The following is a 13,084-nucleotide window of genomic DNA, read 5'->3' as shown; positions in this document are numbered from 1 at the left end:
TTGCGAAGGGGAGGTTGAAAACGTGAGTTCTGTAGCAAAAAAACAGGGGATGGGTGCTGTCATATGGGATTATTTAACGACAGTAGACCATAAAAAGATTGCCATTCTCTATTTAATTGCAGGTGGATTGTTTTTTGTAATAGGTGGAATAGAAGCACTATTTATTCGCCTGCAGTTAGCGATTCCTAACAATGCTTTTCTTGTTGGGGATGCCTATAATCAAGTATTAACGATGCACGGTACAACAATGATTTTCCTCGCAGCTATGCCACTCGTGTTTGCATTTATGAACGCCGCTGTACCACTTCAAATTGGAGCACGTGATGTGGCGTTCCCGTTTTTGAATTCGCTCGGATTTTGGTTATTTTTCTTTGGTGGATTATTTTTGAATTTAAGTTGGTTTTTAGGAGGAGCGCCTGATGCAGGGTGGACATCGTATGCATCTTTAGCTTTAGCCTCTAAAGGACATGGTGTTGATTTTTATGTACTCGGCTTGCAAATATCAGGTATCGGTACATTAATTGGAGGTATTAACTTCCTTGTTACAATTATTAATATGCGCGCGCCAGGGATGACTTACATGCGCATGCCGATGTTTACATGGACAACATTTGTAACATCTTCACTTATTTTATTTGCATTTCCACCATTAACTGTAGGATTAGGACTTTTAATGTTAGATCGTTTATTTGGCACAAGTTTCTTTAATCCGGCACTAGGTGGGAACACGATTATATGGGAGCATTTATTCTGGATCTTCGGTCATCCGGAAGTATACATTCTTATACTCCCAGCTTTCGGAATATTCTCAGAAATCTTCGCCACATTTTCGAAAAAACGATTATTCGGTTATTCCTCGATGGTGTTCGCGACAGTATTAATAGGATTTTTAGGATTTATGGTATGGGCGCATCATATGTTTACTGTTGGTCTTGGGCCTGTTGCAAATGCTATCTTCTCGGTTGCAACAATGGCAATTGCAGTTCCGACGGGTATTAAAATATTTAACTGGCTCTTTACAATGTGGGGTGGAAGTATTAGGTTTACAACACCAATGATGTGGGCGGTAGCTTTTATTCCATCCTTCGTTATGGGTGGAGTTACAGGAGTTATGCTTGCTTCTGCACCAGCTGATTATCAGTTTCATGATAATTATTTCGTAGTAGCACACTTTCATTATGTAATTGTTGGTGGTGTTGTATTTGGTTTACTTGCAGGTGCGCATTATTATTGGCCACTTATGTTTAATAAAGTATTAAATGAAACGTTAGGAAAGATAACATTTTGGTTATTCTTTATCGGTTTCCATTTAACGTTCTTTATTCAGCATTTCCTGGGCCTAATCGGTATGCCGCGTCGTTACTACACATATCTAGAGGGGCAAGGATTGGAAATGGGGAATATGATTAGTTCTATTGGAGCAGTGTTTATGGCTCTTGGAACGATTGTTCTTTTATTCAATGTAATAAAAACAACGGTATCAAAAGAGAAGGCTGGTCGTGATCCGTGGGATGCGCGTACGTTAGAGTGGACAATGCCAGCACCTACACCGGAATATAATTTCAAACAGTTACCATTTGTTCGTGGATTAGATCCGTTTTGGATTGAAAAACGTGAGGGTAATAAAGAGATGACAGCAGCGGAACCGGTCGGTGATATTCATATGCCAAATTCTTCATTTTCACCGTTTATTATTTCTCTAGGTCTATTTATAGCTGCTTTTGGTGCGATGTATATGCAGGGTGGCAAAGATAAATTTTGGTTATTAGTAGCGATTATCGGTTTAATCATTACGTTTGGTACAATGTTCCTTCGTTCAGTAATTGATGATCATGGATATCATATTCATAAGGAAGATCTAGATGATAAGGGGGGCAAGGCGTAATGCATGTAGATGAGAAATTAACGAATGAAACATTTCCAGCAGAGCCTGAAAAAGCGACCCTTGAGGGGAAAAATAAGTTTGTTGGTTTTTGGTTATTTCTTGGAGGCGAAACAGTGTTGTTCGCTTCCTTATTTGGCACATATTTAGCGTTAAAGAACTCTACAAATGGTGGACCAACATCTCAAGAGATGTTTCAAATGCCACTCGTTTTCATTATGACGATGCTTTTGTTAACAAGTAGTTTAACGAGTGTATACGCAATGTATCATATGAAAAATTTTAACTTTAAGAAAATGCAACTTTGGTTACTTGTAACAGTGTTGCTTGGCTTAGGATTTTTGGGGTTTGAAATATATGAGTTTTATCATTATACGCATGAATTTAAGCATACTATGAGAAGTAGTGCATTTGGTTCTGCATTTTATGCTCTTGTTGGTACACACGGGCTCCACGTGTTGTTTGGATTATGTTGGATTTTAACATTAATCTTTAGAAACGCGAAGAGAGGTTTAAATTTATACAACGCACCAAAGTTTTATGTTGCATCAATTTATTGGCACTTTATTGACGTAGTTTGGGTGTTTATTTTCACTGTAGTATATTTGATGGGAATGGTGGGATAAACAATGGCGGTTAAGCAAACGAATAATCCTAAGGTGGATCTTGTTTATCGGAAGAGAAAAAGTGCAGAGGAAATGAAGCACCAAGTTGTTACATTTTCACTAATGATTTTTTTAACATTAGTTGCATTTGCAGCGGTGGCATATCCGAAAACATTTAGCCCGATTTTTTCGGTTCCATTTATATTATTGTTAGCAGTCATTCAAGTTATATTTCAGTTATATTATTTCATGCATATGAGTCATAAAGGGCATGAAGCGGCGAGTTTCTTCTTGTACTCTGGATTGTTAATTGGTTTATTAACAATATTAGCCTTTATGACAATTGTGTGGATTTAAACAGTGATAGTAGGGGGCTCTGATTTATCATAGCCCTCTTTTTATATGAAATATAAGGATTTTGAAAAGGTAGGTGTGGAAATGGAAAACTTATGGGTATTTGGTTTTCAAGCTTTATGGAGTCCAATTTTTTTATTATTTATGATCTCGATTCTTATTAGTTATTTTTTAATTATTGGACCATATAGAACGCGATTTGAAAATGCGACGAAGGTAAGTAAGAAGCAAATTTTTTATTTTACGACTGGGATTGTTCTTTTGTATTTTGTAAAGGGAGGACCTATTGATTTAATTGGTCATATTATATTTAGTGCACATATGTTTGAGATGGCAGTAATGTATATTGCGGTGCCGCCGTTATTACTGCTTGGTATACCAGTTTGGTTATATCGTTATATTACTTCTTTTAAGTTCATTCAAATTGGGATAAAGTTTTTTGCTAAGCCGCTTATTGCGTTGTTTGTATTTAATGGCCTGTTTTCCTTTTATCATTTGCCAATTGTTTTTGATGCAGTAAAACAAAGTCAAATAGCGCATCCGATTTGCCTTGCTATATTGTTTTTTGCAGCAATGATGATGTGGTGGCCGATGTTAAATCCGCTGCCAGAATATCAAACTTTAAGTGATATTAAGAAGCTTGGTTATATGTTTGCTAATGGTATGTTATTAACGCCAGCTTGTGCGTTAATAATTTTTGCGACTGCACCATTATTTGCAACATATACAGATCCGGCCGCTTGGATGAAGGCAATGGAACTCTGTGTACCGGCGGGTACTTTATCAGATTTAAATATAACTGGACCAGAATTTTTACATTGGATGCCGGTAGTACAAGACCAGCAAACAGGTGGTATCATTATGAAAATTGTCCAGGAAATAGTGTACGGTACGATTATCGGTTATGTGTTCTTTAACTGGGCACGTAGAGAGCGTGAAAAGGATAAAGAGCAGCTGCAAGAGTTACCTCCTTATTTGCAGACGAAATAAAAACTAGCGCATCGTGTTAATGCGCTAGTTTTTTTGTTATTCAATAATTTGAAATTCTTTCAACTCTTTTTCAATATTTTGTAGGAGTTGTTCGCTTTTTTGAAGTACATTCGTTGGGAAAATCTCGTCATCTCCATATTCAACGCCATGAGGATAATAATGTTTTCCTAATAAGGGTGGCAATAGTTTTACTTGAGCGTGTCTGCCGCCGATGTCACCTTCAACAGCAAATCCTTGTACACGTAAATAATAAATATCCTTTAATATTTCAAATTTATAATCATATGTAACGCGTTCGTAATCCCATTGTCCAGCAAGTACAAAATGATTGTTTTCCATAATCTCAGTTAAAAGAGTTAAATCAACGACTGCATCATTAAAGTTTGTATTTGTAAATTGCATAGAATACCTCCTTCTTTTAATGTTAGTGCATTATTTTTATAATAGTATGAATAATAAGAAAGTGCAATTCATATTGCGAGAAAAGGGATATTCCAGACTTTTTTCGTGAAAATATGATATAGTGAAAAGAGTACGGTACACACAAAAAAGGAAAGAAAAGGATTTGTGTATATCTCGATTTTATGCTTTGTTCAGGAGGTATATCGTTTGAAGAAATTATTGCGTATCGTAATGATTACATTTTTAATTTTAGCTGTTGATTTATACGGGAAGTTACTCGTATCACAATATATATTAACCCCATCTCACTCTAAGCAAGAAAATAAAATTGTGAAAAAGAAGAAGCAAGTAAATGAAGAATCCACAGATACTGTTTTAAGTATGATTGGTGGGGACTCTGAGAATTTATTAGCGAAGTGGGGCGAACCGTCTCGAATAGAGCCGTCTGCTTATGGATATGAATGGTGGGTGTATAACCAAGATTTAGCTCAGTATGTTCAATTTGGAGTTGCTGAACGTAAAGTTGTAACGGCGTATGTTGCTGGTGAGCAAGTTAAGGTGGCTCCCTATTATATAAATGAAAAGTATGAAGAGGTATATAAAAAGAATCCACTTTCACATGAGATTTCATTAAAAAGAGGAAAGAATAGTTATCAATTTGAGTTATCTGATACGGAAGTAATGGAACAACCGCTAGTACCTGTAGAAGATGGATGGGCACAATTATACTTTGATCACTTTACACATGAGCTTGTTGGTCTTCGTTATATGGATGATGAAACGTTATTACGACAAAGACCATATCAACTTGTTTATTCAGGTGAATTAATAGCGGAACAGCCGCTGACGCCAGAAAAAATGAAGCAAGTTGAAAATGGGAATATGCAACAAATTCTCGATTTAACAAATGTTATTCGAAGTCGTCATCAATTACCGTTGTTAACATCGGACCAACAAACTGCAGATGTTGCATTTGGCCATAGTAAAGATATGAAGGATAATAATTATTTTTCACACGATTCACCTACTTTTGGTACGTTAGGAGATCGTTTGCAACGTGGGCAAGTGGCTTTTCAACTTGCTGGTGAGAATATAGCGGCGCAACATAGTGATGGAATTGCGGCGGTACAAGGTTGGTTAAATAGTGAGGGGCATAGAAAGAATTTATTAAATGAACAATTTACTGGATTAGGTGTTGGGGTATATGATAAATTTTACACTCAAAACTTTATCCGAAAATAAAATGAAACTTTAATCAGTAGGAGTCTTACTGTCCACAAATAGGGAGATAAAAAGGTGCATGAATCGTCTAAAAATAGGCGAACCATGTGCCTTTTTTTTCTTACAATATAGTAGATATACATGAAGAGGTGAGGATTATGCCAACAACAAAAGGGCCGTTACATCCATCGGTTCAACAGTTTAAAGAGTTTGTAAACCATCACCCTAAAATGGTTCATGAGGTTAGAGGTGGTCAAAAAACTTGGCAGCAATTTTATGAAGAATGGTACTTACTTGGTGAAGAAGATCAAATATGGACAGCGTATAGACCTGATGGAGCACCTGCTTTTTCTTCGGTAAAAGAAAATAAAGAAGAAAAAGAAAGTCGAACAGAAGAGGAAAAAACTGCTGATGTGATGGGGCAAATGCTTTCTTTCTTTAAAAAGTTAGACGTAGAACAAATGCAACATCATTTAGCAAATGTAACGAGTGCGATTGGTAGCGTGCAACAAGTTATCCAACAATTTCAAGGGAACCGTGCGCAGCCAGAACAAAGTACTTCTGAAAATAATCCTTTTTTCTTTCAAAAGGATTAGGGGGAAAGAGGATGAGAGCAGAGCTTATGGAGTTTATAAAAGCTGATGAGGATTTAGCTCGCTATATTCGGGAACAGCCATACTGGTACCGGAAATTGACGCGTAACCCAGAAGAAAAAGAAGCTTTTGAGTTAGCTGCCATGCAGCATTTCAAAAAAACGATACCAGATAAAGTGGAAAAATTTCAAAATCAATTGGCGGTTGCTTCAATTATGATTGATATGTTCCAGTATATGAAGCAGCAAAATACGACGTAATTGGAAGGGAAAACTATGTCCGTTATGCAAAACTTTTGTTACAATAGAATCGCATTATTTAAAAAAGGAGTTGCAGCATGACGGAAATTTGTTTAGTACGACATGGACAAACTGATTGGAACTTTCAAGAGATTATTCAAGGGCGCGAAGATATTCCACTTAACGAGGTTGGGAAGAAGCAAGCGAGTCAAAGTGCAGCTGCCTTGCAAGCGGAATCGTGGGATATAATTATAAGTAGTCCGTTAATTAGAGCGCAAGAAACAGCTAAGGAAATTGCTGGGGCTATTGGATTACCATCTATTTTATTAGATGAGCGATTTATGGAACGTAATTTTGGGGAAGCTTCTGGGAAACCAGTTGCGGCCGTTAGAGAGTTAATTGCAGAAGGTAATGTAGAAGGAATGGAGCAGGATAAAGAAATTGTAGAGCGCTGTTTTACGGCTTTACAAGAGGTTGCAGTAGCACATGGAGATAAACGTATTATCATTGTTGCGCATTCACATGCAATAAAAGCTATTTTACACGCAATTGCACCAGATGAAATTACATTTAAAACGCCGTTAAAAAACGCATGTATTAGCTACGTGAAAGAGAATAGCGGGAAATGGGATGTTCTTAAATATAATATTGCGGAGCATATTAGTGTATAAGAGTGCAAGGGGATGGTATGAAAAGTAGTTAGTATCATATCTTTCTTTTAGGTGAGACACTTCAATTAGTAGTTCTGTTCCAAATGTGTTATGATGAATACTCGGAGGTGTCTCTCATGATTGTAGCGACGCTGGAAAGCGTATTGATTTTAGATAAGGCAGAGCAGCTTGCAAAAGCGATTATCTGTTCAGATATAGCAGAAGATTATCGTAAGTATTATAAGGATTTACAAGAAGATATAGAGGTCCAGACGCTAATTCAGCAATTTACAGTGATGAAAGAGCGATACGAAGAAGTGCAACGTTTTGGTAAATATCATCCTGATTATACTTTCGTTTCAACGAAAATGAGGGAATTAAAGCGTTCTGTAGATATGCATGATAAGGTTGCAGCCTTTAAAAGAGCAGAAACTGCTTTACAAAAGTTATTAGATGAAGTTAGTGTAGCAATAGGTTCTGAGGTGTCATCTTCCGTTAAAGTCCCAACAGGAAATCCGTTTTTTGATGCGGGTGGCTGTGGCGGTGGTTGTGGTACCGGAGGCGGTTGTGGTTGTAAAAAAACGGGGTAATTTACCCTGTTTTTTAGAATATAGAAGAAAACGTATACAGAGTTTGTCCTTTAATGTCATAAATTTTTGATTGGTTTTCATAAAATATAAGAATATAAGTTTTTAAAAGGAGAAGATGGAGAAGATTATGTTCGGGCAACGACAAAGTATGATTGTTTATTTACATTCATTGAAACATGCCAAGATTTTAAGGAAATATGGTAACATTCATTACATATCAAAACGTTTGAAATATGCCGTTGTATATTGTGATATGGAACAAATTGAGCATATGATGCAAAAATTGAATAAACTTCCTTTTGTGAAAAAAGTAGAACAGTCGTATCGCCCATTTTTAAAAACAGAATTCGAAAATTCGCGTCCTGATCGGGCAAAAGAATACGATTATAGCTAAGTGAAAAAAACCCCTGCTAAATTTAGCAGGGGTTTTTTTTATTTGAAATAACGTGTTATTTCATTGGAGGAATGAAATTGTTCATTCGTAAAATACCAATTAGATGATTAAAAAATAGTTCTTTTTCAGGGAAAGTTGTTGATGGTTTTACAGTAAAGGGAGTAACTTTTTTCCCTATTTGTTCCGCCATTTCTTCAAATAAAACGACACGTTTACTTTTCTTATTTTCCAGTAAAGGAATGCCTTCACGACATATGTATAATGGTTGGAAATCACCAGTAGTTGTCGGTTTTAGTATTACAACAAGTGAACACATTTTTTTTTCGTTTTTTACAGTTTCGAATTGTAGCATATGTGTTACACGTTCTTGGTTTGTTTTGGCAATTTCAAGTAATTCATATAAGTCAGAGTAGCCTTCTCCGAGTTCTATAAAGCGTTGAATCATATTTTTTCCTCCTCTTTCTTTTACTGTACCATCTCACTTTTTAAATGAAAAGTAGACAAATAAAAAAACCCTGCAAAGCAGGGCCCTTCTAATACTAGTATGTACTACTAGTAAGAAGGCAAAGGGAGAGGAGAAACCGGAGGAAGAACTTATGGGGAAACGTAAGTCTTCTCCGCGGTTGGCAACAACATCGATGATGTTGTTATATTTATTTATGTCCAATCTGAATGAAGATATACATAATGAAATTAAAATTTATGTTAGGCTTTTTATTTTTCTTTTTTTTATTTTATGATAGGATAAAAAAGGTAAAGTGGAACTGATGTACATAAAGGGTTTTTGTTCGCAAATAGTGAGATGAATATGCAAGAAATAGCGAACGGTTATTTTAACTAAAGTTCTCTATAGGTTAAGTAACGAATTAGTGAAGAATTGTATGGTTTGGTAGCGGTTACTGACTTGAGATGGATTTACTGTAATCGCTCGATAGATTGAAATAAAGGTAGTGACAACAGATGAGAGTAGTTTCAGGAAAATGTAAAGGGCACCCACTTAAAGCGGTACCTGGTAATACAACACGTCCAACGACAGATAAAGTGAAAGAATCTATTTTTAATATGATAGGTCCTTATTATGATGGTGGTATCGCTCTTGACTTATTTGGTGGTAGTGGTGGTCTTGGAATTGAGGCCATAAGTAGAGGGATTGATAAAGCGATTTTTGTTGACCGAGATAGTAAAGCGATAAAAGTCATTCATCAAAATTTAGAAAGCTGTAGAATACAAGAACAAGCTGAAGTGTATCGAAATGATGCGGAACGGGCGGTAAAGGCGCTTATAAAGCGTGAAATATCATTCGATCTTATACTAATAGACCCTCCATATAAAGGTCGAAAAATTGTGTCTTTAATTAGTGTGATCGATCAACATGGATTGTTAAATAAAGATGGCATCATTATGGCAGAGCATGGGGATGACGTGGTTTTACCTGATTCCATAGGAGAACTTGTAAAAGTACGGGCAGAAAACTACGGGATTACAGCAATTTCGATTTATAAGTATGAAGGTGAGGGGACAGAATGACAAGTATAGCTATTTCTTCAGGGAGTTTTGATCCAATTACCCTTGGACATTTGGATATTATTAAAAGGGGAGCAAAAGTATTTGATGAAGTATATGTAGTTGTTTTAAACAATTCATCAAAAAAACCATTCTTTTCGGTAGAAGAACGCCTAGAGTTAATTCGAGAGGCGACAAAGGATATACCGAATGTAAAAGTTGATTCACATAGTGGATTATTGGTGGAATATGCAAAAATGCGTAATGCAAATGCAATATTACGTGGTTTGCGAGCGGTTTCTGATTTTGAATATGAGATGCAAATTACTTCAATGAATCGAAAATTAGACGAAAATATCGAAACCTTCTTCATTATGACAAATAATCAATATTCATTTTTAAGTTCAAGTATTGTGAAAGAAGTTGCGAGATATGGGGGAAGTGTAGTAGACCTTGTTCCTCCGATTGTAGAGCGTGCTTTAAAAGAAAAGTTTCAAACCCCGTTAAAGTGAACGGGGTTTTTCTTTATGAATGCGTAAAAACAATAAGATAACATATAAATATAAACAAAATAAGGTGAAGATTGGTCCGTAGTGTATAAATGATGTCCAAATATCAGTTAGTGTGTAAGAATGATTCAATAAAAATACGGGAAGATCTTCTTGCGTAGGCGAGAAAGAATGAACCTTTTCATAAAATGGCCCCCAAAATATAAAAGTGAAAATAGGAGCGAGAATACTTTGGATAATTCGAGCTAAAAAATATGGTTTAAAGCGGATATCTGTCTCCGCTAATATGCTTGCTACTTGTGCCTGAATAGAAAGGCCGCTAAATGCTAAAATGAAGCTTGTTACCATCGCTTGTTGAAGAAGTGTTGATTCATTAATTTGACTAATCATTTGGCTTCCAAGCGTCATTTCAAAAATACCGGATAATATCGGAATACTAAATTGGGATGTAAGTTGGAAGAATGATAAAATATGTTGCATAATAAAAGAAAGCGCTTCTGTAATTTCGAAAACAGTAATCATTTTATTTAAAACAGAGAATAAAATAATAAACCCACCAATCATGAGCAATGTTTGAATAGAAGAAACGATAGCGTCACCGAGTAGTTTTCCAATCGGTCTTTTTTCTTGCATACGTGTTTGGTGGAGGATGGAAAAAGGGTTTTGAAAGGCACGCTTTTGATTCGTATGTTTGTCTTTTATGTAAGTATCGTTATTACCATAAAAGCGCATAAGTAATCCGACGATAAAGTTACTTATATAATGTGCTGCTGCTAATACGAGCCCTAATTTCGGATTATTGAAAAAACCAATAGAAACTGCTCCGAAAATAAAAAGTGGATTAGAAGAATTTGTGAAAGATACGAGTCGTTCCGCTTCGATTTGTGTTAGTTGATTGCTCTTGCGTAGTCTAGCGCTTAATTTGGCGCCAGCGGGGAATCCTGAAGCCATTCCCATTGCCCAAACAAACCCACCTACCCCTGGAACACGAAACAGTGGACGCATTAGTGGTTCTAATATAACACCGATAAATTTTACAATACCAATACTGATTAGAAGTTCCGCAATGATGAAAAACGGTAGTAGTGAAGGGAATACAACTTCCCACCATATATTTAACCCGCGAATGGAAGCTTGCAAAGCAGCTTGGGGGTGAAGTACAAGAGAAAAGGTTAAAAATAACATTGATATGGTAAGAAAAGCAGTTTTCCATTTTTCGTACATGTAAGAAAATCCCCCTTTGTCCCAAAAACGTTCATTTCAGTATACGTGGATATGTGGTGAATTTAGACCATAAGTATGAAAAAGGAATGAAAAAAATTAAAGGGTGAGAAAAATGAAGGAACCAAAAATCGGTTTAGCGCTTGGATCCGGAGGTGCAAAAGGTTTTGCTCACATAGGGGTAATAAAAGTATTAAGGGAAGCTGGTATCCCTATTCATATGATAGCAGGTAGTAGTATAGGAGCGTTAATTGGTACATTCTATGCAGCGAGTTGTGACGTTGAAAGATTGTATAAATTGGCAGCTGTTTTTAAAAGGAAATATTATTTGGATTTTACAGTTCCTAAAATGGGATTTATTGCTGGAAAACGTATTAAAGATATGATTAAAATGTTTACATATAATAAAAATTTAGAAGAGTTAGATATCCCGACGGCTGTTGTGGCTACTGACATTTTGAAGGGGGAAAAAGTTGTTTTTACAAGCGGTCCGATTGCGGAGGCGGTTCGAGCTAGTATATCTGTGCCAGGGGTGTTTGTTCCAGAGAAAATAGATGGCCGCTTATTAGTGGATGGAGGGGTAATTGACCGTATTCCCGTATCGGTTGTAAAAGATTTAGGGGCTGATATTGTTATTGCTGTAGATGTATCTCCAATTAAGGTGAATGGAGAGGTTACATCGATTTATGATGTAATTATGCAAAGTATTGAAATTATGCAACATGAACTTGTGATGAATCGGCAAATAGCATCAGATTTAATGATGCGGCCAGCAGTAGAACAATTTAGTTCGCGTGCTTTTACACATATTGAAGACATCATTCGGGTCGGAGAAGTGGAAGCAGAAAAACACATTTCAAACATTTATTTACTAATTGAGCAGTGGAAGGAGAAACATAATGTTTAAGCGTTTTCGGTTTATATATGCAATTTTAATAGGGGTTATATTGGCGATGCTACTTGTTTATGTGCGTTTGCCATACTTTGTGACAAAACCAGGTATGGCCGCAAAATTAGCGCCGTACGTGCAAGTTGACGGTGGTACTAAAGAGTCTGGTGATTTTATGCTTGTCACTGTCTCAATGGGGCCTGCAAATGTTGTGAACTTAATAGCCGCGCAATTTAATAAATATACACACATTTCGAAGGCGGAAGAAATATTGCAAAAAGGTGAGAGTGATGAAGAATATCAATTTCGTCAAGATTATGCGATGAAAGATTCACAAAACGCTGCAATTTATAATGCATATAAACGTGCAAATCGCTCTGTTTCTTTTGAAAATAAAGGTGTACTAGTGGCTGGTGTAGCAAAGGGTATGCCGTCAGAAGGAAAGCTTAAGCTTGGAGATGTTATAGTAGCTGTCGATGGAAAAATATTCGACAAGACGGAACAATTTATTGAGTATATGACAGGGAAAAAAGAAGGGGATACAGTAAATATTGAATACAAGCGGGGCGGAAAACAGTTTAAAGAAAATTTAAATGTAAAGACAATCCCTAATGGGAATGGACGTGTCGGTATAGGGGTCTCTATCGTTACGGAAAGAGAGTTAGTAGTAGATCCGAAAGTGAAAATTGATTCCCATGAAATAGGGGGGCCATCAGCAGGGTTAATGTTTACACTAGAAATTTATAATCAGCTCGTTGAAGAAGATTTAACAAACGGACATGAAATAGCTGGAACAGGTACAATCAATGATAAAGGGGAAATTGGTCCAATTGGTGGTATTCAGCAAAAAGTAGTAGCTGCTAGTGATGCAGGAGCTGAAGTGTTTTTTGCGCCAAATGAAAAAGGTGTAGAGAAATCGAATTATAAAGATGCTCTTGAAGCTGCGAAAGATATTAAAACAAAGATGAAAATTGTACCGGTGGATACACTGGATGATGCATTAACGTATTTGGAAAAAATGGGTGAAATAAAGTAAACCTCT

17 protein-coding genes are annotated in these 13,084 nt (G+C 36.3%); 14 read left to right on the top strand and 3 right to left on the bottom strand.

Annotated features, from left to right (window positions below):
• The first annotated feature begins 49 nt into the window (after positions 1 to 49).
• The 4 genes from ctaD (at position 50) to ctaG (ending at position 3,831) form a co-directional block, all read left to right on the top strand.
• The gene (gene ctaD, locus MHB76_RS18525) at positions 50 to 1,885 is read left to right on the top strand and encodes a cytochrome c oxidase subunit I (protein WP_171903074.1); all 1,836 of its coding nucleotides are present in this window, start codon (positions 50 to 52) and stop codon (positions 1,883 to 1,885) included.
• Positions 1,885 to 2,508, top strand: coding sequence for a cytochrome c oxidase subunit III (ctaE, locus tag MHB76_RS18520; protein WP_000557861.1), 624 nt, complete (start codon positions 1,885 to 1,887; stop codon positions 2,506 to 2,508). The genes ctaD and ctaE overlap by 1 nt, the downstream gene beginning before the upstream one ends.
• Before the next feature lie 3 nt (positions 2,509 to 2,511).
• On the top strand, positions 2,512 to 2,844 hold the full coding sequence (gene ctaF / locus MHB76_RS18515) for a cytochrome c oxidase subunit IVB (protein ID WP_002014776.1): 333 nt from the start codon (positions 2,512 to 2,514) through the stop codon (positions 2,842 to 2,844).
• 81 nt (positions 2,845 to 2,925) lie between these two features.
• Positions 2,926 to 3,831, top strand: a complete 906-nt coding sequence (gene ctaG / locus MHB76_RS18510) for a cytochrome c oxidase assembly factor CtaG (protein WP_078172993.1) — start codon at positions 2,926 to 2,928, stop codon at positions 3,829 to 3,831.
• A gap of 36 nt (positions 3,832 to 3,867) precedes the next feature.
• Here the strand turns inward: ctaG and MHB76_RS18505 are convergent, their stop codons facing one another.
• A complete protein-coding gene (locus tag MHB76_RS18505; RefSeq protein ID WP_002066906.1) occupies positions 3,868 to 4,233 on the bottom strand; it encodes a YugN family protein in 366 nt (121 codons plus the stop codon).
• Between the two features lie 207 nt (positions 4,234 to 4,440).
• Here MHB76_RS18505 and MHB76_RS18500 point away from each other — a divergent pair, with 207 nt between their 5' ends.
• From MHB76_RS18500 to MHB76_RS18475, 6 genes are all read left to right on the top strand, one after another.
• Positions 4,441 to 5,475 carry a CAP domain-containing protein gene (locus tag MHB76_RS18500; protein ID WP_078172907.1) on the top strand — a complete coding sequence of 345 codons (1,035 nt, stop codon included), beginning with the start codon at positions 4,441 to 4,443 and terminating at the stop codon, positions 5,473 to 5,475.
• Between the two features lie 137 nt (positions 5,476 to 5,612).
• Positions 5,613 to 6,050 (top strand): YlbD family protein, encoded by a 438-nt coding sequence (locus MHB76_RS18495; RefSeq protein ID WP_078172908.1) that lies wholly within the window; start codon positions 5,613 to 5,615, stop codon positions 6,048 to 6,050.
• Between the two features lie 11 nt (positions 6,051 to 6,061).
• Entirely contained in the window at positions 6,062 to 6,307 is a 246-nt protein-coding gene (locus MHB76_RS18490; RefSeq protein WP_002014770.1) for a YlbE-like family protein, read from the top strand.
• A 77-nt stretch (positions 6,308 to 6,384) separates the two neighbouring features.
• Positions 6,385 to 6,957, top strand: coding sequence for a histidine phosphatase family protein (locus MHB76_RS18485; RefSeq protein ID WP_002160690.1), 573 nt, complete (start codon positions 6,385 to 6,387; stop codon positions 6,955 to 6,957).
• A gap of 116 nt (positions 6,958 to 7,073) precedes the next feature.
• On the top strand, positions 7,074 to 7,526 hold the full coding sequence (locus tag MHB76_RS18480) for a YlbF family regulator (protein ID WP_002111468.1): 453 nt from the start codon (positions 7,074 to 7,076) through the stop codon (positions 7,524 to 7,526).
• Between the two features lie 127 nt (positions 7,527 to 7,653).
• Entirely contained in the window at positions 7,654 to 7,920 is a 267-nt protein-coding gene (locus MHB76_RS18475) for a YlbG family protein (protein ID WP_002088292.1), read from the top strand.
• Between the two features lie 55 nt (positions 7,921 to 7,975).
• On the opposite strand, the gene MHB76_RS18470 is transcribed toward MHB76_RS18475, so the two are convergent.
• A complete protein-coding gene (locus MHB76_RS18470) occupies positions 7,976 to 8,365 on the bottom strand; it encodes a DUF7147 family protein (RefSeq protein WP_002111466.1) in 390 nt (129 codons plus the stop codon).
• Between the two features lie 515 nt (positions 8,366 to 8,880).
• On the opposite strand from MHB76_RS18470, the gene rsmD reads away from it, so the two are divergent.
• Positions 8,881 to 9,447, top strand: coding sequence for a 16S rRNA (guanine(966)-N(2))-methyltransferase RsmD (rsmD, locus tag MHB76_RS18465; RefSeq protein WP_340987337.1), 567 nt, complete (start codon positions 8,881 to 8,883; stop codon positions 9,445 to 9,447).
• The gene (gene coaD, locus MHB76_RS18460; RefSeq protein ID WP_000200601.1) at positions 9,444 to 9,935 is read left to right on the top strand and encodes a pantetheine-phosphate adenylyltransferase; all 492 of its coding nucleotides are present in this window, start codon (positions 9,444 to 9,446) and stop codon (positions 9,933 to 9,935) included. Before rsmD ends, coaD begins: the two co-directional genes overlap by 4 nt.
• On the opposite strand, the gene ylbJ is transcribed toward coaD, so the two are convergent.
• Positions 9,927 to 11,156 (bottom strand): sporulation integral membrane protein YlbJ, encoded by a 1,230-nt coding sequence (gene ylbJ, locus MHB76_RS18455; protein WP_016106037.1) that lies wholly within the window; start codon positions 11,154 to 11,156, stop codon positions 9,927 to 9,929. The two genes, coaD and ylbJ, sit on opposite strands and share 9 nt — an antisense overlap.
• Before the next feature lie 112 nt (positions 11,157 to 11,268).
• Here ylbJ and MHB76_RS18450 point away from each other — a divergent pair, with 112 nt between their 5' ends.
• Together MHB76_RS18450 and MHB76_RS18445 are read left to right on the top strand one after the other, a co-directional pair.
• Positions 11,269 to 12,060 carry a patatin-like phospholipase family protein gene (locus tag MHB76_RS18450; RefSeq protein ID WP_002160692.1) on the top strand — a complete coding sequence of 264 codons (792 nt, stop codon included), beginning with the start codon at positions 11,269 to 11,271 and terminating at the stop codon, positions 12,058 to 12,060.
• Positions 12,053 to 13,078 carry a SepM family pheromone-processing serine protease gene (locus MHB76_RS18445; RefSeq protein ID WP_002160693.1) on the top strand — a complete coding sequence of 342 codons (1,026 nt, stop codon included), beginning with the start codon at positions 12,053 to 12,055 and terminating at the stop codon, positions 13,076 to 13,078. Before MHB76_RS18450 ends, MHB76_RS18445 begins: the two co-directional genes overlap by 8 nt.
• Positions 13,079 to 13,084 lie beyond the last annotated feature (6 nt).

Source organism: Bacillus sp. FSL M7-1345 (assembly GCF_038006985.1).
Classification (GTDB): domain Bacteria; phylum Bacillota; class Bacilli; order Bacillales; family Bacillaceae_G; genus Bacillus_A; species Bacillus_A cereus_U.
This window is presented reverse-complemented; position numbering and strand designations above follow the sequence as displayed.